This is a genomic window from Paracoccus actinidiae (assembly GCF_030863885.1).
In the GTDB taxonomy this organism is placed as follows: domain Bacteria; phylum Pseudomonadota; class Alphaproteobacteria; order Rhodobacterales; family Rhodobacteraceae; genus Paracoccus; species Paracoccus everestensis.
In genome coordinates, this window is record NZ_CP132956.1 from 1,297,962 (window position 1) to 1,317,046 (window position 19,085).

General features: G+C 65.3%; 23 protein-coding genes. 10 read left to right on the top strand and 13 right to left on the bottom strand.

All coding sequences use genetic code 11. The features are described 5' to 3' along the window. Nucleotides 1-102: 102 nt before the first annotated feature. Nucleotides 103-1,065 carry a glycosyltransferase gene (locus tag Q5701_RS06505; RefSeq protein WP_306755359.1) on the top strand — a complete coding sequence of 321 codons (963 nt, stop codon included), beginning with the start codon at nt 103-105 and terminating at the stop codon, nt 1,063-1,065. Nucleotides 1,066-1,192: 127 nt separating this feature from the next. Here Q5701_RS06505 and Q5701_RS06510 read toward each other — a convergent pair whose 3' ends face one another. Genes Q5701_RS06510 through Q5701_RS06550 form a run of 9 tightly spaced genes read right to left on the bottom strand, consistent with a single transcriptional unit; the run spans nt 1,193 to nt 5,786 of the window. Beyond that, nucleotides 1,193-1,759 (bottom strand): hypothetical protein, encoded by a 567-nt coding sequence (locus Q5701_RS06510; RefSeq protein ID WP_306754456.1) that lies wholly within the window; start codon nt 1,757-1,759, stop codon nt 1,193-1,195. Nucleotides 1,760-1,768: 9 nt separating this feature from the next. Then, nucleotides 1,769-2,494: a flagellar basal body L-ring protein FlgH gene (flgH, locus tag Q5701_RS06515; RefSeq protein ID WP_306754457.1), complete on the bottom strand. Its 726-nt coding sequence runs from the start codon at nt 2,492-2,494 to the stop codon at nt 1,769-1,771. A 17-nt stretch (nt 2,495-2,511) separates the two neighbouring features. Continuing rightward, nucleotides 2,512-2,925, bottom strand: a complete 414-nt coding sequence (gene flgA, locus Q5701_RS06520) for a flagellar basal body P-ring formation chaperone FlgA (RefSeq protein ID WP_306754458.1) — start codon at nt 2,923-2,925, stop codon at nt 2,512-2,514. Further along, nucleotides 2,925-3,710, bottom strand: a complete 786-nt coding sequence (gene flgG, locus Q5701_RS06525; protein WP_306754459.1) for a flagellar basal-body rod protein FlgG — start codon at nt 3,708-3,710, stop codon at nt 2,925-2,927. The genes flgA and flgG overlap by 1 nt, the downstream gene beginning before the upstream one ends. An 11-nt stretch (nt 3,711-3,721) precedes the next feature. After that, nucleotides 3,722-4,438 carry a flagellar hook-basal body complex protein gene (locus Q5701_RS06530; RefSeq protein ID WP_306754460.1) on the bottom strand — a complete coding sequence of 239 codons (717 nt, stop codon included), beginning with the start codon at nt 4,436-4,438 and terminating at the stop codon, nt 3,722-3,724. Nucleotides 4,439-4,441: 3 nt separating this feature from the next. Further along, the gene (locus Q5701_RS06535; protein ID WP_234854826.1) at nt 4,442-4,708 is read right to left on the bottom strand and encodes a flagellar biosynthetic protein FliQ; all 267 of its coding nucleotides are present in this window, start codon (nt 4,706-4,708) and stop codon (nt 4,442-4,444) included. Between the two features lie 3 nt (nt 4,709-4,711). Further along, entirely contained in the window at nt 4,712-4,996 is a 285-nt protein-coding gene (fliE, locus tag Q5701_RS06540) for a flagellar hook-basal body complex protein FliE (protein WP_306754461.1), read from the bottom strand. Nucleotides 4,997-5,007: 11 nt separating this feature from the next. Next, nucleotides 5,008-5,400, bottom strand: coding sequence for a flagellar basal body rod protein FlgC (gene flgC / locus Q5701_RS06545; protein WP_234855722.1), 393 nt, complete (start codon nt 5,398-5,400; stop codon nt 5,008-5,010). Then, nucleotides 5,400-5,786 carry a FlgB family protein gene (locus tag Q5701_RS06550; protein WP_306754463.1) on the bottom strand — a complete coding sequence of 129 codons (387 nt, stop codon included), beginning with the start codon at nt 5,784-5,786 and terminating at the stop codon, nt 5,400-5,402. The genes flgC and Q5701_RS06550 overlap by 1 nt, the downstream gene beginning before the upstream one ends. Nucleotides 5,787-5,871: 85 nt before the next feature. On the opposite strand from Q5701_RS06550, the gene Q5701_RS06555 reads away from it, so the two are divergent. Together Q5701_RS06555 and Q5701_RS06560 are read left to right on the top strand one after the other, a co-directional pair. Then, complete coding sequence (locus tag Q5701_RS06555; protein WP_306754464.1) at nt 5,872-7,203, top strand: FliI/YscN family ATPase; 1,332 nt, start codon at nt 5,872-5,874, stop codon at nt 7,201-7,203. Between the two features lie 107 nt (nt 7,204-7,310). After that, the gene (locus tag Q5701_RS06560; RefSeq protein ID WP_306754465.1) at nt 7,311-8,042 is read left to right on the top strand and encodes a Crp/Fnr family transcriptional regulator; all 732 of its coding nucleotides are present in this window, start codon (nt 7,311-7,313) and stop codon (nt 8,040-8,042) included. Here Q5701_RS06560 and Q5701_RS06565 read toward each other — a convergent pair whose 3' ends face one another. Next, nucleotides 8,043-8,795 (bottom strand): extensin-like domain-containing protein, encoded by a 753-nt coding sequence (locus tag Q5701_RS06565; RefSeq protein WP_306754466.1) that lies wholly within the window; start codon nt 8,793-8,795, stop codon nt 8,043-8,045. It lies immediately after the preceding gene. Then, entirely contained in the window at nt 8,792-10,075 is a 1,284-nt protein-coding gene (locus tag Q5701_RS06570; RefSeq protein WP_306754468.1) for a L,D-transpeptidase family protein, read from the bottom strand. The genes Q5701_RS06565 and Q5701_RS06570 overlap by 4 nt, the downstream gene beginning before the upstream one ends. 121 nt (nt 10,076-10,196) lie before the next feature. Here Q5701_RS06570 and Q5701_RS06575 point away from each other — a divergent pair, with 121 nt between their 5' ends. Continuing rightward, nucleotides 10,197-11,519, top strand: a complete 1,323-nt coding sequence (locus tag Q5701_RS06575) for a TRAP transporter large permease subunit (protein WP_306754469.1) — start codon at nt 10,197-10,199, stop codon at nt 11,517-11,519. Here Q5701_RS06575 and hutC read toward each other — a convergent pair. Continuing rightward, a complete protein-coding gene (gene hutC, locus Q5701_RS06580) occupies nt 11,516-12,271 on the bottom strand; it encodes a histidine utilization transcriptional repressor HutC (protein ID WP_234854834.1) in 756 nt (251 codons plus the stop codon). The two genes, Q5701_RS06575 and hutC, sit on opposite strands and share 4 nt — an antisense overlap. A 163-nt stretch (nt 12,272-12,434) precedes the next feature. Between hutC and Q5701_RS06585 the strand changes: the two genes are divergently transcribed. The 5 genes from Q5701_RS06585 (at nt 12,435) to Q5701_RS06605 (ending at nt 17,702) form a co-directional block, all read left to right on the top strand. Next, nucleotides 12,435-13,637 carry an MFS transporter gene (locus Q5701_RS06585; protein ID WP_306754471.1) on the top strand — a complete coding sequence of 401 codons (1,203 nt, stop codon included), beginning with the start codon at nt 12,435-12,437 and terminating at the stop codon, nt 13,635-13,637. A 7-nt stretch (nt 13,638-13,644) separates the two neighbouring features. Further along, nucleotides 13,645-15,348: a glycosyl transferase family 90 gene (locus Q5701_RS06590; RefSeq protein ID WP_306754472.1), complete on the top strand. Its 1,704-nt coding sequence runs from the start codon at nt 13,645-13,647 to the stop codon at nt 15,346-15,348. 23 nt (nt 15,349-15,371) lie between these two features. Beyond that, on the top strand, nt 15,372-15,851 hold the full coding sequence (locus Q5701_RS06595; protein WP_306754473.1) for an ureidoglycolate lyase: 480 nt from the start codon (nt 15,372-15,374) through the stop codon (nt 15,849-15,851). Then, nucleotides 15,848-16,480, top strand: a complete 633-nt coding sequence (gene rnhB, locus Q5701_RS06600; RefSeq protein ID WP_306754474.1) for a ribonuclease HII — start codon at nt 15,848-15,850, stop codon at nt 16,478-16,480. Before Q5701_RS06595 ends, rnhB begins: the two co-directional genes overlap by 4 nt. 115 nt (nt 16,481-16,595) lie before the next feature. Next, nucleotides 16,596-17,702, top strand: a complete 1,107-nt coding sequence (locus Q5701_RS06605) for a site-specific DNA-methyltransferase (protein WP_234854839.1) — start codon at nt 16,596-16,598, stop codon at nt 17,700-17,702. Between the two features lie 89 nt (nt 17,703-17,791). Here the strand turns inward: Q5701_RS06605 and leuD are convergent, their stop codons facing one another. Continuing rightward, entirely contained in the window at nt 17,792-18,397 is a 606-nt protein-coding gene (leuD, locus tag Q5701_RS06610) for a 3-isopropylmalate dehydratase small subunit (RefSeq protein WP_306754475.1), read from the bottom strand. 101 nt (nt 18,398-18,498) lie between these two features. Here leuD and Q5701_RS06615 point away from each other — a divergent pair, with 101 nt between their 5' ends. Continuing rightward, complete coding sequence (locus Q5701_RS06615) at nt 18,499-19,071, top strand: hypothetical protein (RefSeq protein WP_306754477.1); 573 nt, start codon at nt 18,499-18,501, stop codon at nt 19,069-19,071. Nucleotides 19,072-19,085: the final 14 nt, after the last annotated feature.

The window sequence follows — 19,085 nt, forward strand, 5'->3', positions numbered from 1 at the left end:
ATTGCTTCCTCATGGCGCCGCGACTTGCTATCAGATGGCGCATATTTTACGCGATGCCCGCCAAGTGAGTCCGTCTTGTCCTTATCCAATCCATCCGCCGTTGTGGTCGCCGCTGTTGTCGTCACCTATAACAGGCTGCCGCAGATGCGGAAAACCTTGGCCCGGCTGCTGGCCGAACCACTCGATCATGTCATTGTGGTCGAGAATGGATCGTCCGATGGCACGCGCGAATGGCTGGCCTCGCTTGAGGACCAACGCCTGACCGTAATCGAGATGGCGCAGAACGGCGGCGGTGCATTGGGATTCGAGGTGGGCATGCGCGAGGCGGGTGCCCGATTCAATCCCGACTGGCTGGTATTGATGGATGACGACGCTCGCCCCCGTTCCGGCGCGATCACCCGCTTTCGTGACGGTCTTGCCCGCGATCAGTGGCAAGGGGCCGAGGCCATTGCTGGCGCGGTCTATTTTCCCGATGGCCGCATCTGCGAGATGAATAGGCCTTGGATTAATCCTTTCGCAAGACCCCGGATTTTATTGCGTGTGCTTGCAGGTGGCGGGAGGGCGGCGTTTCACATCCCTGATACAGCCTTCGAAACCGATCAGGCTTGGCCGCTGGACGGAGCTTCCTTTGTGGGGTTCTTCATCTCGCGTGCAGGGGTCTCGCGCGCGGGCTATCCAGACGGACGCTTGTTCATCTATGGTGACGATGTGCTTTACACCCTGGGCATGACGCAGGCGGGCGGGGGGCTGCTGTTTGCCCCCAACCTCGCCTTCGAACATGAATGCGGCACGCAGACGGCCGGTGCGATGATGCGCCCTTTGTGGAAGACTTATTATCACCATCGCAATCTTTGGTTCGTCTATCGCCGGACGGCCGGAAGGCTGGCCTTTCCGATCCTGATGATGGCAATGCTTCCCAAATGGTTGGCAAAAGGTCGAAGCCTTTCTGTCACCGAAAAGCGTCGCTTCCGTGGACTTGTGCGGCTTGCAATCGCCGATGCATTTCGTGGCCATTTGACTCGCAGCCATTCGGAGATTGTCGAGCGATCCGAAGGTCGGGCCTAGTTGGTGCAACCGGACGGATGTAGTGGGCATTTGTCGCCCCAATGTCGCAACGCAGGGTCGCGGATTGGTTTCCGCAACGCTGAAGAATACTTGGTAATGGGGTAAAGATAAGGCGGCGGCTGCCTTATCACCCTGCCTGCCTGGCGATATCCTCGATCAGGACGGCCTTGACGGTCAAGTCGGTGCTGGCCTGCGCGGCCTTGTGAAGCTTTTCGCGCAAGGGGGCCAGCCGCACCTCGGATGTGAAGTTGCCGTCGAAGCCGCCGGTGTTGGCATGGATCAGCAATTCGCGCAGCAGCGCGTCGCGGAGCCGGTGTTCCTGTTGTTCCATTGCCGCCAGTTCGGCACCGGGGGTCTCGATGGTCAGCGTCAGGATCATCACGGCGCCCATGTCGCCATTGCGCATCAGGGGAACGAAGAACTGGGATGGAAAGGTGAACCACCCTTCCGCCGGGACGGGGCCGCCATGGCCGTCATCATGCCCGCCGCCGTAGTCGTTGGCAGCGGCGTGATCCGACGGATCCGCGGCATGATCGTCGCTGCCATGGGCGTCGGTTTCTGCTTCGCCATGTTCACCGGCCGGCGCCTCGGCGGCATGGCCAGGCCCCTCTGGGGCAGGGCGCAGCATCTCTCCTGCGGCGACCCCCCCGACAAGGGCCACAACGGGGATCAGCAGGGGCAAGAGCTTTTTCATGATCCAACCTCAATATGGCAGGATCACGTCGGCGATCTGCTGGCCGAAGCGGGGTTGCTGCACATCGGTGATCTGCCCGCGCCCGCCATAGGAAATGCGCGCGCCCGCGATGCGGTCATAGGAGATCTCGTTGCTGCGGTCGATGTCGGCGGGGCGCACGAAGCCGCTGACGGTCAGTTCGCGCAGTTCGTAGTTCACACGGACTTCCTGGGTGCCCTCGATCTGCAAGGTGCCGTTGGGCAGGGTGTCGATCACGGTGGCGGCCACGCGCAGCGTCAGCTTGTCGCGCCGCGTGATGTTGCCGCTGCCCTTGTAGGTGGATGAGGATTCCGCCTCGGCCAGGTTGTCGAAGCTGGCACCCTCGGGCAGCTTTTCGTTCAGGCGCTGCGGAATGCCGATCATCTGCGGGATGCTGACGCTTTCGCCCGACTGGCGGCTGCGCCCTGAGGTGTTGGTCATCTGCGCCTCGTCGTCGATCTCGATCACCACCGTTAGGATGTCGCCGCGCGTGGCCGCCCGCCGGTCGCTGATCAGCGACGAGGTGGTCCCGGCCCAGAGCGAAGCCGCGGCCTCGGGGCGGCCGGAATCGACGGGGATTTCCAGGGGCGGGTTGGTCATGGCGATGAACTCCTCGCTGTTGCGGGGCGAGGTGAGGGTCGGCGGCTTGCCCAGGTGGTCGGCGCGTGCGCAGGCGGTCACGGCAAGTGCCAGGAGGATCAGGCGGGTCGGTTTCATCGGATGTCCTTGTCGATCTATTTCATGGCCAGAAGGCTGCCGTCCGGCTGGACGACGGCGCTGATCGTGGCGCGGGATTCGAGGTTCATGACGCGGATCACATCGCCCGCCGCACCATCGGACAGGGTCCGTGCCTCGGTCACGATGCGCAGGGCGCCCCGCTGGAAGACCAGAGGGTGGATCTGGTTGCGGGCGATCAGCCGGGGCGCTTGCAGCAGGGATGCTTGCAGCGGACGGCCTTCGTGGATCGTGATGCGGGTTTGCAGCCCGATCGCCTCGGAGGGATCGGACAGTCCGGGGCGGTCGCCATCGACAGCGCGCAGGTCGGCCGCGGTGATGACTGTCCCCGCAGGAAGGGTCCGTGCGGCGGCCAGCACCGCCGCGGTAGCGGGCAGAGGCGCAAGCGCCAGCAAAAGCACAAGCCACCGCATCAGCGCACCTGCGTGGTGGCCGCCAGCATCTGGTCGGCAGCGGTGATGACCTTGGCGTTCAGTTCGTATCCGCGCTGCGCCTTGATCAGTTCGGTGATCTCTCGCACCGAATCGACCGAGCTGTCTTCCAGATATCCTTGGCGCAGCGTGCCAAGGCCGTCCACGCCGGGCGTCGTCGCCTGGGGCGTGCCGGAGGCGCCGGTTTCCAGGAACAGGTTGGACCCGATCGCCTCCAGCCCCTTTTCGTTGGAAAAGCCCGCCAGGGTCAGCTGGCCCAACATCTCGGGTTCGACCTGGTCGGTGAAATAGGCGTAAACCTCTCCGGCGGCGTTGATGGAAATCGTGCGCGCGTCGTCCGGGATGGTGATGCCAGGGACGACCGGATAGCCGTCCGAGGTCACGATCAGCCCGTCGGGGGACCGTTTAAGCCCACCGTCGCGTGTATAGGCCGAGATACCGGAGGGCAGCGTCACCTCGAGATAACCCTCGCCGTCGATGGCCATGTCCAGATCGCCCCCGGTCTGGGTCAGCGCGCCTTGCTGCAGGTTGATGCTGACCGCCGTGGGCCGCACCCCCAAGCCCAGTTGGACGCCTGCCGGAATGACCGTGCCGTCCGCTGCCGTGACCGTGCCGGGGCGCGTGGCCTGCTGGTAATGCAGATCTGCGAATTCGGCACGCCGGGCGTTGTAGCCGGTGGTGGACATATTGGCGAGGTTGTTGGAAATGACCTCGACCCGGGTTTGCTGCGCGCTCATGCCGGTGGCGGCGATTTGCAGGGCTCTCATGGGTGGTCCTTTCAGCGTGTCATGCCGGTGATCGCGCTGCGGATGCGCTGATCTTCGCGGTCAAGGAAGGATTGGCCCAGTTCGTAGGCGCGCTGGACCTCGATCATGCGGGTAATCTCGAAGACGGAATCGACGTTGGATTCTTCCAGGAAACCCTGGCGGATGCGGGCGTCATCCACCGGCTCGGGCGGGCTGTCGGTGGTGAAGGCCGTGCCGCCCTGATGGGTCAGTTGCGCGTCATCGGGTGCATTGAAGACGCCGATCTTGCCAAAGACCACCCCATTCGCCGACAGGGTGCCGTCAGCGCCGATTGCCACGCCGCTGGCGCCCGCGGGAACGATGATCGGCGCCATGCCCTCGTCCAGCAGGCGAAAGCCCTCGGCGGTCATCACCTCGCCCTCGGCAGAGGGCAGAAAGGCGCCAGCGCGGGTCAGGCGGGTGCCATCAGGGGTTTCGACAAGGAAAAATCCCTCGCCCTCGATTGCCAGGTCGAAGTTGCCGTTGGTCTGGGTCAGCACGCCCTGGTCCAGATCCAGCGTCCGGCCGCGCGCATGGGCCATCGACAGCGTGTCGCCGTTGCGGTCGAGTGCCGACAGGTGTTCGGCAAAGATCACCCCTTCGCGGCGAAAGCCGGTGGTGTTGGCGTTGGCGATGTTGTTGGCCACCACCCGCATTTCGGCCATCAGCCCGGCCTGGCGGGTCAGGCTTGCATAGATCGCATTGTCCATGGGTCAGCTTCCCGCGATCAGGGGGATGATCTGCCCAAGATAGAAATCGGACAGCGCGGTGGTCATGAAGCTCATCGTTACCCAGAAGACGGCCAGCATCAGCCCGACCTTGGGCACAAAGGTCAGCGTCATTTCCTGGACCGAGGTCAGCGCCTGGAACAGCCCGATCACGACACCCGCGATCAGCGCGACCGCCAGCATCGGGGCGGATATGCGGACCGAGATCAGCAAGGCCTGTCGCAGCATGTCGAACAGCAGCGTTTCATCCATGGGTCACACCGGCATCCGCAGGATTTCCTGATAAGCCTCGACCACCTTGTCGCGGATAGCGACCACGGTCTCCATGGCCATCTCGGCCTCGGCCAGGGTCTGGACCAGGCGGTGGGTTTCGACCTGGCCGGTCATGGCGCCGGTCGCCACCTGATCGACCTTGCCCATCTGGGCGGCGAAATCCTCGGCGGCGCTGGACAGCGCCTGAACGGCGGGACCGGGCTGACTCGGCGCCACGGCGGTGCGGGCGGCGGAATAGGCAGTGGCTGCATTCAAAATGGTGAACATGGGCGACCTTTCTAGCGGCGCAGAAGTTCCAGAAGCGACGCACCCATCTGGCGCGTCTGCTCGAACATTTTCAGGTTGGCTTCATAGCTGCGGCCCGCCTCGCGCGAATCCGCGATCTCGATCACCAGATCGACGTTGGAGCCCAGGTAATAGCCGTCCTTGTCGGCCAGGGGATGCGAGGGATCGTAAAGGCGCGGCAGTTCCTTTTGATCCAGCCGCAGCCGCGATGCCGAAACCTCTCCGGTGGGACGGCCGAAGCGGGTGGCTTCCTCGAAGGTGACCAGCTTGCGGCGATAGCCGGGCGTGTCGGTGTTGGCGATGTTCTCGGCCGTGTGGCGCAGGCGTTCGCTTTGCGCGCGCATCCCGGAGGCGGCCAGGTGCAGGGCGGAAACGGGACGGTCCATCATGCCCTCCGCCCGATGCTGGTGCGCATCAGATCAAGCGCCGAACTGTAGATGCCCAGCGACAGGTCGTGGCCGCGCTTGACCTCGGCCGCCTTCAGCATCTCCTCCTCCAACGAGACGGAATTGCCGTTGGGCGAGACGCCGGTTTCGTCTGCGGTCTGGCGCGTCAAGGGCGACCAGTCCGGCGTGGCCAGGTGGCGCGGATCGGTTGCCCGCATCGGCGTCAGGTCCGCGCTGCGATAGCTGTCGGCAAAGGACGCCGTGTCGGCGGCCTTGAAGCCAGGGGTGTCGGCATTGGCGATGTTGCGGGTGACCACAAGATGCCGCTGGCTGGCATGGGCGCCCAGGGCACGGGCCATGCGCATCATTTCGATCTTTTCAAACATGAGGCTTCTCCTCATTGGCGATAACCCGGTCTTAACCGTGATTCGTTTAGAAACCGTTTGCGGCTTGGAAAAAACGGAGGCGGAGATGGATCAGTTGGCGTCAGTTGCGGCGCGGATCGCGGACTTGCGCATGACGCGGCATTTTGGCCGGGTGCATTCGATGCAGGCCGGGCTGATCCGGGTCGAAGGGTTGAACAGCCATGCCTCGGTCGGCGACAGGGTTCTGATTTTGCTCCAGAAAGGTCAGGTTTCGGGGGAAATCGTGGGGCTTGCCCCGCGCCATGCGGATGTGCTGCCCGAAGGGGATGCCGAAGGGCTGTCCGTGGGTGCCGAGGTTGAGCTTTTGTTCGCGCCGACCATCGCCCCCTGCAATGCCTGGGTGGGCCGAATCATCGACCCGCTGGGTCAGCCGCTGGACGGGCGCCCCCTGCCGCAAGGGCGCGAACCCCGTCCTTATCGCCGCGAAGCCCCACCCGCCGTGCGGCGCAAGCGGCTGGGGATGCGCCTTCCCACCGGCTTTGCGGTCTTCGACACGCTGCTGCCGCTGGTCACGGGCCAGCGGATCGGGCTGTTCGCGGGATCGGGGGTGGGAAAGTCCACACTGTTGTCCGGCCTTGCCAAGGGCGTGCAGGCCGATGTCGTGGTTATCGCCATGATCGGCGAACGGGGCCGGGAACTGCGCGAATTCGTCGAAAAGACCCTGGGACCGGAGGGCATGGCGCGGGCGGTGATCGTGGCCGCGACATCCGACCGCTCTCCCTTGATCCGGCGGCGCTGCGCCTGGGCGGCCATGGCTGTGGCCGAGCATTTCCGCGACGAGGGCCGCCATGTCCTGTTCCTGGCCGATTCGATCACCCGTTTCGCCGAAGCGCATCGAGAGATCGCCCTGGCTGCGGGCGAGCCGCCCAGCTATCGCGGCTTTCCGCCGTCGGTTTCGAACCTGATCATGGCGCTTGCCGAACGATCCGGCCCGGGCTTGGAGGGGACGGGCGACATCACCGGCATCTTCAGCGTGCTGGTCGCGGGATCGGATATGGAGGAGCCGGTTGCAGACATCCTGCGCGGCACGCTGGACGGCCATGTGGTCCTGGATCGCACCATTGCCGAACGCGGGCGCTTTCCGGCCATTGATGTGGTAAGATCGGTATCGCGGTCCTTGCCCGATGCCGCCACCGCGGACGAAAACAGGATGATCGGCAAGGCCCGGGCGGCTTTGGGCGCCTATGCGGAATCGGAATTGATGATCCGCGCGGGCCTTTATGCGCCGGGGGCCGATCCGCGCCTGGACGAGGCGGTGAAGCTGTTTCCGCAGCTGGATGATCTGGTGACGGTCAAGACACCGGGCATCGCCGAAAGCTTTGCCGCCCTTGGCACGGCCTTGCGGATCCCGGCGCAGGGGCGGCAGGCGCGGGGTTGAAACCCAGAGCCAAGGATCTGTGTTGGCTTGATGAAGGTTAGCGGGGCTTGCGGTCGACTGCGAAAGTCGAGGCGGTTACACACAGCAGAACGAAAAGGGCAACGGAATTGGCGATCACCGAGTATTTTGTCCGCTATCTTCAACGGCGCGACCAGCTGAGCGCAAGAGACCTGGAACGTTTGCGTTCGTTGAAGATCGAACATGCCAGCTATGCCCCGGGCGAAGTGATCGTTCCCGTTGGCAGCAGTCCCAATCGCAGTTGCATGATGCTGCGCGGATTGTCGGCCCGGTCCCACCCTCTTGTCGGGCGGCCCGAGGATCGCGTCATCACGGCCTTGCACGTTCCAGGGGATTTCGTTGACCTTCATGCCTTTCTGATGGCGAAACTGGACCATTCCATCATTGCGGTAGGCCCGACCGAGGTCGAATTCGTCAATCACGAAGAACTTACTGAAATATCACAGAACTTTCCCCATCTGACCCGGCTGTTGTGGATGACGACGGTGATCGATTCCGCCATCCACCGGCAATGGCTGGTCGCGGCGGCATCGCTGCGGTCCAGTGCGCATCTTGCCCACTTTCTGTGCGAGATTTACACGCGGTTGAACGCCGTGGGGGTCGCGTCGGAACACCAGTTTCACCTGCCGCTGCTGCAACGCGAATTGGCCGATATCCTGGGCTATTCGCCTATCCATGTGAACCGTGCCGTCCGCGACCTGCGCGATCGCGGGTTGATCCGCTGGCTGGGCGCGGACATCACGATCACCGATTGGAAGGGCTTGGCGCTGTTGGCGCGGTTCGATCCGGCCTATCTGGATCTGGAACGCACCCAGCGGTGATCACTGGCACAGCCGCCAGCCTCCGCGTCGGACCGCCACGTCCAGATGCAGGTGGTCGTCATGGGCATCATTGGATCCCGGACCAAGCACCGTGCTGAAGAACAGGCATCCGGCGGCGCGCGCAGTTCGCTGGAACGCCTCGGCCAGATCGCCGGTGTCGGTGCGGGGCTGGACGATCAGCGGGTCCGCGCCGTCAAAGACAAAGCCCGAGATGTCGATGGCATTGCCAAGCGCGTGTTCCGACAGCTTTGGCTGCTCTGCCCCGGTGCCTACGCGCGGGCGACAGTCATAGGCCGTGCCAAGCTGTAGGCCCGTGACACGAGGCGCGCCGGGCAGCATCGCCGCAGCCGGGCGCAGGAAGTCGCGCGCCCAGAAGCCAAGCGCCCGGGCCGTATCGCAGCGCATCACCGCATCGCCCTCTAGCGTCAGGTCGGGCAGGATGCGTTCGACCCGGACCGGGCGGACGATGCCGCAATCGGAATCGTCGGGGTCGGTGATCGACGGTTCCTCGGTATAAACCGTGCCCAGGAAGGACAGCGCCAGCTTGCAGGCGGCATGATCCTCGTCCGTTTCCCGCAGGCTGAACCAGCGGGGCGGGGCAGGGGGGCCAAAAATGGCGCCCGGATCGGGCTGGGCCTTCGGGACTGGCTGGGGCTGTGCCGGCGCAGGGCGTTCGGGTGGGCGGTCCTGCGCGGCGGCGGGCGCTGCCTGGCACAAGGCCAGGGCGCACAGGATTGCGCCCCACCGGGTCACGGTTGTTCGTCCACGGGCGCAGTCACGAACCCGTCGGGCAGGGCGCCCGTCAGCGCATCGGTCAGCGGATCCCCGGCAGGGGCCAACGCCTCGGTGTCTTCCTCCGAGGTGTTTTCATAAACCGGCTCGGACGGGGTGCGCTTGGCGGCCAGCGGATCGGCGTAATCCAGCGGCGCGGCCGGGGTTGTCTGGGCGGGTTCGGCCACTGCCTCGACCGGTGCCGCAGGCTCCGTCGCCGGGGTGGCAGCCGCCCCCGTGGCATCGGCAATGGTCATGCCCTGGGGCAGGAATTGAACCGTCGTGGTTTCGGCCGCAACCATGCGGGCCAGTTCCTCGGCGTCCCAGTTGGTCAGGCGGACGCATCCCATGGACTGGTTGCGAAACAGGGTCGAGGGCGTGGGCGTGCCGTGGATCCCATAGGTCGGCTTGGACAGCCCGATCCAGACCGTGCCAACCGGACCGTTCGGCCCCGGCGGAACCACCAGGGGCTTGTCATTGTCGCCCTGCTGAAAGTTCTTTTGCGGATTATAGGTATAGTTCGGATTCAGCGCGACCGTTTTCACGCGGTGCTCGCCAGAAGGCGAGGGCGTGGCCGACGATCCGATCGTTGCCGGGTAATCGACCAGCAGCTTGCCATTCGCATCGAATCCCGCCACCCGCCGCGTGTTCACATCGACCAGGATCCGCGCGACGCTGCCGCGCATCCGGCTGCCGGTATCGACCACCTTGATCGTGGCCCCCGCCACCAGATCCGTGCCGGGATTCAGAAAGGCAATGAACTTTTCATCCATATGGAACCGCTCGCCCAGGCGTTCGGCGACACTGGTATGGGCCATGGCGGTCATCTGCGCCTTTTCGGCATAGTCGGTGGGGATTGCATCGACCAGGCCCTGCGCGTCCTCGGCCGTGATCGTGTAATCCTGGGTTGCGGGCTGGGCTGCGAAGGATTGCAGCAGGTTCCAGACATGCGGGTCCATCACCCCGTCGATGGGCAGGCCCGACCGGCGTTCGAAGGCCATGATCGCGCTCTGGCTCATGCCGCCCTTGAAGCCGTCGATGACGCCGGGCGAGATCCCCGACCGGTCCAGCAGCACCTGGACCTTGGTCGTCAGCGCCGACCGTCCCGAAGGCAGGTCACCGCCGTCATAGGCCGCCGCCTCGATCTCGGCTGCCGTGAAGGGCAGATCCGTCTGGGCCGCCACAGGCAGGGCCATCAGTGCGGCGATGACCAAGGCAAGCGGGATTCGGCCAAGGGGAATCCGGGGGGTGAATCGCGACATCAAATTCTCCGTCGGGGTGGGCGCAGCATTCAGTGTCTTGCGCGGATTTGCCAGATAGACCGCCAGTCACATTTCGGTCAATTCCAGTTTGAGTTTGCCGCGACCTCGCACTAGCCTGCCGTTGCGGCAACGGATCCGGGGAAACGGTGACACAGCACGGACCGGCGGGCAGGACAGTTCGACCATGGGCATGACCGGGTTTGCCGCCATTGCCGCAGCCATTGCCCTGCTGGCCCTGCGGATGCCCGTGGCGCTGGCGCTGATGCTGGCGGGCGGGACAGGGCTGGCGCTTGTCGGGGCGGGGGACCAGGCCTGGCGCCAGGTGGACGCGCTGCTGCGGGCGCCGGACTTGCTGGCGGTGCCGCTGGTCCTGTTGCTGGGCAACCTGGCCTTCTATGCAGGCTTTGCAACGCGGGTCCATGATGCGGCGGCGGTGCTGTTGCAGAACAGGCGCGGCGGGCTTGCCGGCGCCGCGATCCTGGGCTGCGCGGGCTTTGCCGCGACCTGCGGGTCATCGGTGGCTTGCGCCGCCACCATGTCGCGCATTGCCGTCCCCGAGATGCTGCGTGCGGGCTATGATCCGCGGCTGGCCGGGGCCTCGGTTGCAATGGGCAGCACGCTGGGGGCGCTGCTGGCGCCGTCGATGCTGCTGATCCTGTGGGCGCTGCTGTCAGGCACGCCGGTTGCGGCGGTGTTCCTGGCGGCGCTGCTGCCTGCGGCCCTGTCCCTGGCAGGGATGATTGCCGTGCTTTCGTGGTGGACCCGGCACGATCCCCAGGCCGCGCCCCCGTCGCAAGCCCTGCTGCCGCCGCGCGGGGCGGCGCTGCGGGCGATCTGGCCCGCGCCGGTGGTGTTCGGGATCATCCTTGGTGGCATCTGGTCGAGGGCCATGTCGCTGGTGGTGGCCCTGGCGACTTGCGTGGCCCTGACACTGGCCGTTGCCATTCTCCAGCATCGCCTGACGCTTGAAACGCTTTGGTCAGCCCTTCGCGGCAGCCTGGCGCAGGCGGCGATGATCCTGTTGGTGCTGGTCGCCGCACGCCTGTTCCTGACGTTTCTGGACATGACCGGCCTGCCCGCGATGCTGGCCCAAGGTACCGCCGCCCTGCCGCGCCTGGCGACGATCCTGTTGCTGGGCCTGGCCTGCGCCGCACTGGGTCTGTTGGCCGAACCGGTGGCGATCCTGGTCCTGACCCTGCCCTTTGCCTTGGCCATCGGCACCGCCTATGGCCAGGAGCCGGTCTGGTCCGGCATCCTTCTGGTCAAGCTGGTCGAGATCGCGCTGATCCTGCCGCCCTTGGGCCTGAATGCAGTGGTTGTCGCCACGGCGGCCCGCGATATCCCGGCCCGCGCCGTCTTTGGGGGCCTGGGCCGGTTCCTTTTCCTGGACCTTCTGGTCGTCGCGGCCTTGGCGCTGTTTCCGGCCCTGATCGGAGGGTTCTAATCCTCGGACACCAGCCGGTGCTGGGGAGGATAGAATTGGCGGGCAAAAGATACGGGCGTCGTATCGGACCAGTTCGTGCGTTCGATGGTCAGCACCGCCGTGCCTTCGGGGATGTTCAGGTGATGGGCGCAATCGCCCCTGGCAGCATCCGCCAGGATCGAGAACCGCCCATGCGTCAGGGCAACCTGGCTGGCCAGCCATTCATGCGCGGATTGCTGTTCCACGTCCTGGCGTGTCAGCGGCGGCAGGATGGCGGGATTCAGCCAGATCGCCTCGCAGCAATGCGGGTGGCCGTCGGCGGTATAGGTGGCCTTGACCAGCACCAGTTCCTGGGAGGCGGGCACCTGCAAGGCGCGGGCCGCAGCCTCGGTCGGGCGTTGGGTCGTGAAGCTGGCCAGGACATAGGAATAAGCCGCCCCCATGCCTTCGATCTCGGTGCGCACGGCGGGCATGTCCAGGACCGTCCGCCGGGCCGAGGTCGCGGCGACGCGCGTGCCGACCTTGCGGCGGCGTTCGATGATGCCGCTGTCGGCCAGTTCCCGCAAGGCCCGGTTCACCGTGGCCCGCGCGCAACCCATGCTGTGGGCCAGCTCCTGTTCGGTCGGGATCAACTCGCCCGGCGGCCATTCCCGCGAGCGTATCCTGTCCAGAACATCCGCGCGGACGGATTGCCAGGTATTCATGCGCCGTCCGCCGCCCGCCGCGCCCGATGCGCGCAGCGACCGGACGAGGTTGCCGGGAATCTTTGCCATTTTACAACTTTATTAACTCGAAACACATACCATCCCAATGTCGGGTCCATGCGGCGCCAAGGGAAGCTGTCCAAATCGTCAGTGGGCGGGCTTCGGCCAAAGCCCGCTTGCACCTGTCCCCGCGGCTGCTATTGCATCATATGCAGGTAAGCGTGGGGGAACGATGCGCGCCGACATCCCGACATCCGGCCCGATGGCCGCAACCGGCACGGCCTGGGGCATCCTGACCGCAATCAGCCTGTGCCACATGATCAACGACGTGATGCAGTCGATGCTGGCGGCGATCTATCCGCTGCTTCAGGTCGAATTCTCGCTGACCTATGCGCAGATCGGGGTGATGACATTCGCCTTTCAGGTGACGGCATCGCTGTTGCAGCCGCTGATCGGAATGGCGACGGACAAGCATCCGCAGCCGCGATCCTTGCCTTTCGGCATGGCCTCGACCTTTTGCGGGGTGCTGCTGCTGGCTTTCGCGCATCATTACACAATGCTGCTGGCGGGGGCGATGCTGATCGGGGTCGGGTCGGCGGTGTTTCATCCCGAAAGCTCGCGCGTGGCGCGCATGGCCTCGGGCGGGCGCTTCGGGACGGCGCAGTCGCTGTTCCAGATGGGCGGGAATTTCGGGCAGTCGCTTGGCCCCCTGCTGGCCGCCTTTATCGTCGTGCCGCTGGGCCGTCCGGCGGTGGCCTGGTTCGCGGTGGCCGCAGCCTTGGGCGGGGCCTTGCTGTGGCACGTCGGCTCCTGGGCCGAGGGCCGCCGCCGCGCCGCCACCGCGCGGCCCGACACGGCGTTGCGATACCCCCGGAACCTGGTGATCCGCTCCATCGCCGTGCTGGCGGTGCTGACCTTTACCAAAAACATCTACACCGCCTCGATAAGCAGCTATTTCACCTTCTACACCATCGAGAAATTCGGCCTTGGCACGCAGGGCGCGCAGATCATGCTGTTCCTGTTCCTGGGCGGCATGGCCGGGGGCGTGATCCTGGGCGGCATCGTCGGCGACCGGATCGGGCCGCTGCGGGTCATCTGGTTTTCCATCCTGGGCGTTCTGCCCTTTACGCTGCTGCTGCCCCATGTCGGGCTGGCCGCGACAGGGGTTCTGGCCGTCATCATCGGGCTGATCCTGGCGTCGGCCTTTCCGGCCATCGTGGTCTTTGCGCAGGAACTGGTGCCGGGCCGCACCGGGACCATTGCAGGGCTGTTCTTCGGCTTCAGCTTCGGCATGGGCGGCATTGCCGCCGCCGCCCTAGGCGTGCTGGCCGACGCGCGGGGGATCGAGACGGTGTTCTTGCTGTGTTCGTTCCTGCCGATCCTGGGGATTCTGACGATCTTCCTGCCGCGGCCGGGGCGGCTGATCGGCGGATGAAGCCGTCATGACCCCGGGACCGCTGTTCTTCCATATCAGCCCCGACGGCTGTGCGGAGGCGCGACTGGCCCGGTTGTTCCGCCGCAACGGGCATCGGGCGGTTTGCCACGACACGGGGCAACTGGCCGAGGATATCCTGTTCGCCCGCGCAACCAACGGCGACCCGTTGACGCCGTGGCAGGGCGCGGTGCTGTTTTCCGGCCTGTACCGCGACAGCCCGCATTGGCGCCCGCCGCTGGAGGCATGGCGGCAGTTCGGCTGGCTGGCCGGCCGCTTTCCCCAGGCGCGTTTCATCCTGACCACCCGCCCGCCCGAGGATTGGATCCTCGACCGGCTGACCCGCGACAGGGGCGTCGCTGCACGCTGCCATGCCCTTCACCGGGGCTGCGACCCAGCCGACCTGCCCGACCTGTGGGAGGCTGACTGGCACGCCCACCTGGCCGCGGTCGATGCGTTCTTCGGTGGCGATCCCCGCCTGATCCGTATGGACTTGGACCGTGATACGCATGCCGATCTGGCGACCAGGCTGGATCCGATCCTGCCGATGTCTGATCCGGGATCGCAAGAAGGGTGGTTTCCCGCCGCGAAAACCCTGCCCGATATGGAACGGTTGCTGGCCAAGCCCCGGCCGGAACCGGTGGATCCCGCCTATGTCGAGGAGGTGGCGGCATTTTGCCTGCGCGGCGTCGGACCTGGAACGGGCCAGGACGCCGGGCTTTCCGAATATTTTTCCATTTGGGACGGGGGCGGTATCGTGGCCGACCGGCATGGTGCGCGGCGGCGCATCAGGGTCCGGGAGGGCATCGCCCTGTCGGCCTTGGGCCGCCACTTCAAGATCATCCGGGTTGAGGGCGTTATCAACGATGCCTTGCGCCTGAACCGCCCCATGCCGCTGCGCATCGACATGGAGGATTCGCGGTGGTTCGGATCCCCGCAGGGCGAGCCGCTGTCGGCCCCCACCTTGTGCCACAATCGCCGCCAAGGCGCGCGGAATGCCGTGCTGTGGCCGCTGCCCGACCAGCACAGCATCGGCTTGCCGGGCTTTGACCCTGACGTCGCCCCGGACCCGATCCCGTGGGAGGACAAGCTGGACCAGATTGTCTGGCGGGGCATGATTTCCGGCAGCGAGATGCGCGACAGCGTCAAGCCCGGCCCGGCGTCCCACCTCGCCTTGCGCCAGCTTGCCGAGGCCGGGGACGATCCCGACAAACGCCGGGCGGCCTGGGACCGGCTGTGCGGCACGTCCCGGCTGGCCTTTGTGCGGCGATGGTTCGGGCATCCCGATTTCGACCTGGGCGTGGTCATGGCCTGGGGCTTTCGCCAGTTTGCAAGCGATCCGCTGCTGGCGCCTTTCTGCACCCCGCGCCGGGACCGCGCCTTCTTCCGCCGCTTCCGCTATCAGCTGTGCTTGACAGGCTATGATCACGGATCGAACTTCATCGGGGCCATCGATGGGCAATCCGTCCTGTTGAAGGAGGAGGACGAATGGGAAGTGTTCTATTCCAACCGCTTCCAGCCGTGGAAACACTATATCCCGCTGGAACGCTATGGCATCGACATCGCCGAAAAACTGGCTTGGGCGCGGGCAAATCCCAATGAATGCAAGGCCATGGCGACTGCGGCGCGCGCCGAGGCTGCGTTGCTCCGCAAGCCTGCCACCCGCCGCGCGATCATGGCGCGGATCCTCGACGGGCTGGCCGCGGCAGGCTAAGGCACAAGGGCAGGAGGACACCCATGACCACGATCCACTTGGAACCCATCACCGCCGATGCCTTCGCCCCTTTTGGCGACGTCCTGGCCCCGCGCGCCACGCCCGACCGCATGATCAACGCCGGCCGCTGCGAACGCCACCACGCGCTTGCCACCGTGGAGCGGGCTGGGGGCGAGGCGATCATCTCGATCTTTCGGTCCGATGCCGTCAGCCTGCCTTATGATTGCACCCTGCTGGAACGTCACCCCTTGGGCAGCCAGGCCTTCATGCCGCTGGGGCCGGATGCCTGGATGTCGGTCGTGGCGCCGGACGATGGCGGCAAGCCGGGGATGCCGCGCGCCTTCCTGGTGCCTGCGGGAACCGGCGTGAACCTGCGGGCCGGGGTCTGGCATGGAGTTCTGACGCCACTGGACAAGCCGGCCGATTTCCTGGTCGTGGATCGCGAGGGGGACGGCGTGAACCTTGAAGAAGTAACCATCGCCCCTGTAACCATCACCCCATGATTCTGCCCGACTTCAGCACCGAACTGGCCGCCCTGTCCCGTGGCGCCCGCCGCATCGCCGGCGTGGACGAGGTCGGGCGCGGCCCCCTGGCCGGGCCTGTCACGGCTGCCGCCGTGGTGCTGGACCCAGGCAACATCCCCGAGGGGCTGAACGATTCCAAGAAGCTGACCGCCAGACGGCGCGAGGCCCTGGCCGCATGGCTGGCGGACCATTGCGACCACTGCATCGTCCATGTCGGGGTCGAGGAGATCGACCGTCTCAACATCTATCACGCGGCCCATCTGGCAATGTGCAAGGCCGTCGCAGGGCTGAAAACCGCGCCCTGCCTGGCGCTGGTCGATGGCAACCGCGTCCCGCGCGACCTGTCCTGCCCAGGGCAGGCCATCGTCGCGGGGGACGCCCGCTGCGTGACCATCGCTGCGGCCTCCATCCTGGCCAAGGTGGCGCGCGACCGGCTTATGGTGGATTTGGCGCAACAACATCCCGGATACGGCTGGGAGGCCAATGCGGGCTATGCAACCCCTGCGCATAAACGGGCACTGCTAGATTTGGGCGTTACCCCTTATCATAGGCATTCGTTCGAACCCGTCCACAACATCTTGTGTAAAGCCCTGGTGGCAAACCCTTGATTCAAAAAAGAAATTGACGCCGATTCGCGTCTGAATCATGTTAACGGGACAGCAGACCGGCAAAAAGCCGGCAGCGACCCCCGAGGCAGAGATGATAAAGACCAAGGATCAGCGCATGGCAGCCGCGCGGCCACTTCCCCTGAACCAGATTCTGGCGGGCGATTGCATCGAGGTGATGAACGCGCTTCCCGAAGCCAGCGTGGACCTGATCTTTGCTGATCCGCCCTATAACCTGCAATTGCGCGGCGACCTGCACCGGCCCGACAATTCCAAGGTCGATGCGGTGGACGATCACTGGGACCAGTTTTCCAGCTTTGCCGTCTATGACGCCTTCACGCGCGACTGGCTGGCTGCCGCGCGCCGTGTGCTGAAGCCGAACGGCGCGATCTGGGTCATCGGCAGCTATCACAACATCTTCCGCGTGGGGGCCGAGATCCAGAACCAGGGCTTCTGGATCATGAACGACGTGATCTGGCGCAAGTCGAACCCGATGCCGAACTTTCGCGGCAAGCGGTTGACCAACGCCCATGAAACGCTGATCTGGGCCGCGAAATCCGAAGCCTCGAAATACACCTTCAACTACGAGGCGCTGAAGTCGCTGAACGAAGGCACGCAGATGCGGTCCGACTGGGTGCTGCCCATCTGCAATGGCGGTGAACGGCTGAAGGACGCGGCAGGCGACAAGGCCCATCCGACGCAAAAGCCGGAATCGCTGCTGCACCGCGTCATCATCGGCACGACCAATCCCGGCGACGTGGTTCTGGATCCCTTCTTCGGCACCGGCACGACCGGCGCGGTCGCCAAGATGCTGGGCCGCGATTTCATCGGGATCGAGCGCGAGGAAGCCTATCGCACCGTTGCGGAAAGGCGCATCTCGCGCATCCGCCGCCTGGATGCCGAGGCGCTTGCCACCACCCGCGCCAAGCGTGCCGAGCCGCGCGTTCCCTTTGGCCAGGTGATCGAACGCGGGATGCTGCGCCCGGGCGAGGAACTGTATTCCATGAACAGCCGTCACAAGGCCAAGGTCCGCGCCGACGGGTCGCTGATCGGCAATGACGTGAAGGGGTCGATCCACCAGGTCGGCGCCGCCCTTGAGGGCGCCCCTTCCTGCAACGGATGGACCTATTGGCATTATCGGCGCGAAGGCCGGATGATCCCCATCGACATCCTGCGCCAGCAGATCCGGGCCGAGATGGAAGGCGAGGTTTCCCGCCCCAACTGAGGCTTCACGGTTCGCCTGGTTCCCCCGGCTGCCGCCAAGGTGGAACCCCCTTGCCCCGCCATAACGCATGGCGGGGCTTTTTCATGCCGTCAGACCCAGGGCCGGGCTTGGGCCATCTGCGTCTCGTAGCTGTCGATGCGCGGAGCCTTTTCCATGGTCAGCCCGATGTCGTCCAATCCGTTCAGCAGGCAATGCTTGCGGAAGGGGTCGATCTCGAAGGCAAAGGAAACCCCATCGGATGTCGTGACGGTCTGGTTTTCCAGATCCACTGTGATGCGGGCGTTGGCGCCCTTGCGGGCATCCTCCATCAGCGTATCGACGGCGTCCTGGGGCAGCACCACGGGCAGGATGCCGTTCTTGAAGCAGTTGTTGAAGAAGATGTCGGCGAAGCTGGTCGAGATCACGCAACGGATGCCGAAATCCAGCAACGCCCAAGGCGCGTGTTCGCGCGACGATCCGCAGCCGAAATTGTCGCCGGCCACCAGGATTTGCGTCTGGCGATAGGCCGGCTGGTTCAGGATGAAATCCGGCAGTTCGTTGCCGTCGCGATCATAGCGCATTTCGTCGAACAGATTGATCCCCAGCCCCGACCGCTTGATGGTCTTCAGGAACTGCTTGGGGATGATCATGTCGGTGTCGATGTTGACCAGCGGCATGGGCGCCGCGATGCCGGTCAGGGTGGTGAACTTGTCCATGGGTCCTCTTGGCTTCTGCTTTGCCCCGGGCCGGTCTAGTCTGGTCGCGATCGGGCAAGGGGTATGTTGACGTGACTGGAAGCGAGTTGCAGGCCTGCGTGATGCAACGGTGGTCGCCGCAGATCGGCGATCCGGGGGTGACGGGATGGCTGACGGTCCTGGCCTATGCATTGTGCGCGATGCTGGCCCTGGCCGTGTGGCGACGGCTCAAGGGTCAGCGGGGGCGCCTGTTCTGGGCGGTCCTGTCGCTGCTGCTGGTAGCGCTGGCCGTCAACAAGCAACTGGATCTGCAATCGGCTGTCACCGCCACCGGTAAGTGCCTTGCCCGTGCGCAAGGATGGTACGCGCAACGACGCCTGATGCAGGCGCTGTTCATCGGCCTGGTCGGAGGTTGCGCGCTTGCCTTGCTTTTGGGCCTGACGCTCAGCCTGTGGGGCAGACTTCGCCAGAACCTGCTGGCCGCGACCGGACTGACCTTTGTGCTGTGTTACGTGGTGATCCGGGCCTTGAGCTTTCACCATTTCGACCGCCTGATCGGCACCCGGAACTTCGGTGTGACGAACAACTTCCTGTTCGAGAACGCCGGGCTGGTGCTGATTGCGGTCAATGCAGCCTGGCTGCTGTGGCGCAGGCGCAGACCCGCCCGGCGCAGCCAGGCCGCGTGGCCAGGCTGAGGGGGACGGCCGAC

Excerpts from the sequence above, each read along its gene's own strand:
- Q5701_RS06510 (WP_306754456.1), bottom strand. The coding sequence starts at position 1,759 with ATGAAAAAGCTCTTGCCCCTGCTGATCCCCGTTGTGGCCCTTGTCGGG.
- flgH (WP_306754457.1), bottom strand. The coding sequence starts at position 2,494 with ATGAAACCGACCCGCCTGATCCTCCTGGCACTTGCCGTGACCGCCTGC.
- flgA (WP_306754458.1), bottom strand. The coding sequence starts at position 2,925 with ATGCGGTGGCTTGTGCTTTTGCTGGCGCTTGCGCCTCTGCCCGCTACC.
- flgG (WP_306754459.1), bottom strand. The coding sequence starts at position 3,710 with ATGAGAGCCCTGCAAATCGCCGCCACCGGCATGAGCGCGCAGCAAACC.
- Q5701_RS06530 (WP_306754460.1), bottom strand. The coding sequence starts at position 4,438 with ATGGACAATGCGATCTATGCAAGCCTGACCCGCCAGGCCGGGCTGATG.
- Q5701_RS06535 (WP_234854826.1), bottom strand. The coding sequence starts at position 4,708 with ATGGATGAAACGCTGCTGTTCGACATGCTGCGACAGGCCTTGCTGATC.
- fliE (WP_306754461.1), bottom strand. The coding sequence starts at position 4,996 with ATGTTCACCATTTTGAATGCAGCCACTGCCTATTCCGCCGCCCGCACC.
- flgC (WP_234855722.1), bottom strand. The coding sequence starts at position 5,400 with ATGGACCGTCCCGTTTCCGCCCTGCACCTGGCCGCCTCCGGGATGCGC.
- Q5701_RS06550 (WP_306754463.1), bottom strand. The coding sequence starts at position 5,786 with ATGTTTGAAAAGATCGAAATGATGCGCATGGCCCGTGCCCTGGGCGCC.
- Q5701_RS06555 (WP_306754464.1), top strand. The coding sequence starts at position 5,872 with ATGGATCAGTTGGCGTCAGTTGCGGCGCGGATCGCGGACTTGCGCATG.
- Q5701_RS06570 (WP_306754468.1), bottom strand. The coding sequence starts at position 10,075 with ATGTCGCGATTCACCCCCCGGATTCCCCTTGGCCGAATCCCGCTTGCC.
- hutC (WP_234854834.1), bottom strand. The coding sequence starts at position 12,271 with ATGGCAAAGATTCCCGGCAACCTCGTCCGGTCGCTGCGCGCATCGGGC.
- Q5701_RS06585 (WP_306754471.1), top strand. The coding sequence starts at position 12,435 with ATGCGCGCCGACATCCCGACATCCGGCCCGATGGCCGCAACCGGCACG.
- Q5701_RS06590 (WP_306754472.1), top strand. The coding sequence starts at position 13,645 with ATGACCCCGGGACCGCTGTTCTTCCATATCAGCCCCGACGGCTGTGCG.
- Q5701_RS06595 (WP_306754473.1), top strand. The coding sequence starts at position 15,372 with ATGACCACGATCCACTTGGAACCCATCACCGCCGATGCCTTCGCCCCT.
- rnhB (WP_306754474.1), top strand. The coding sequence starts at position 15,848 with ATGATTCTGCCCGACTTCAGCACCGAACTGGCCGCCCTGTCCCGTGGC.
- Q5701_RS06605 (WP_234854839.1), top strand. The coding sequence starts at position 16,596 with ATGGCAGCCGCGCGGCCACTTCCCCTGAACCAGATTCTGGCGGGCGAT.
- leuD (WP_306754475.1), bottom strand. The coding sequence starts at position 18,397 with ATGGACAAGTTCACCACCCTGACCGGCATCGCGGCGCCCATGCCGCTG.
- Q5701_RS06615 (WP_306754477.1), top strand. The coding sequence starts at position 18,499 with ATGCAACGGTGGTCGCCGCAGATCGGCGATCCGGGGGTGACGGGATGG.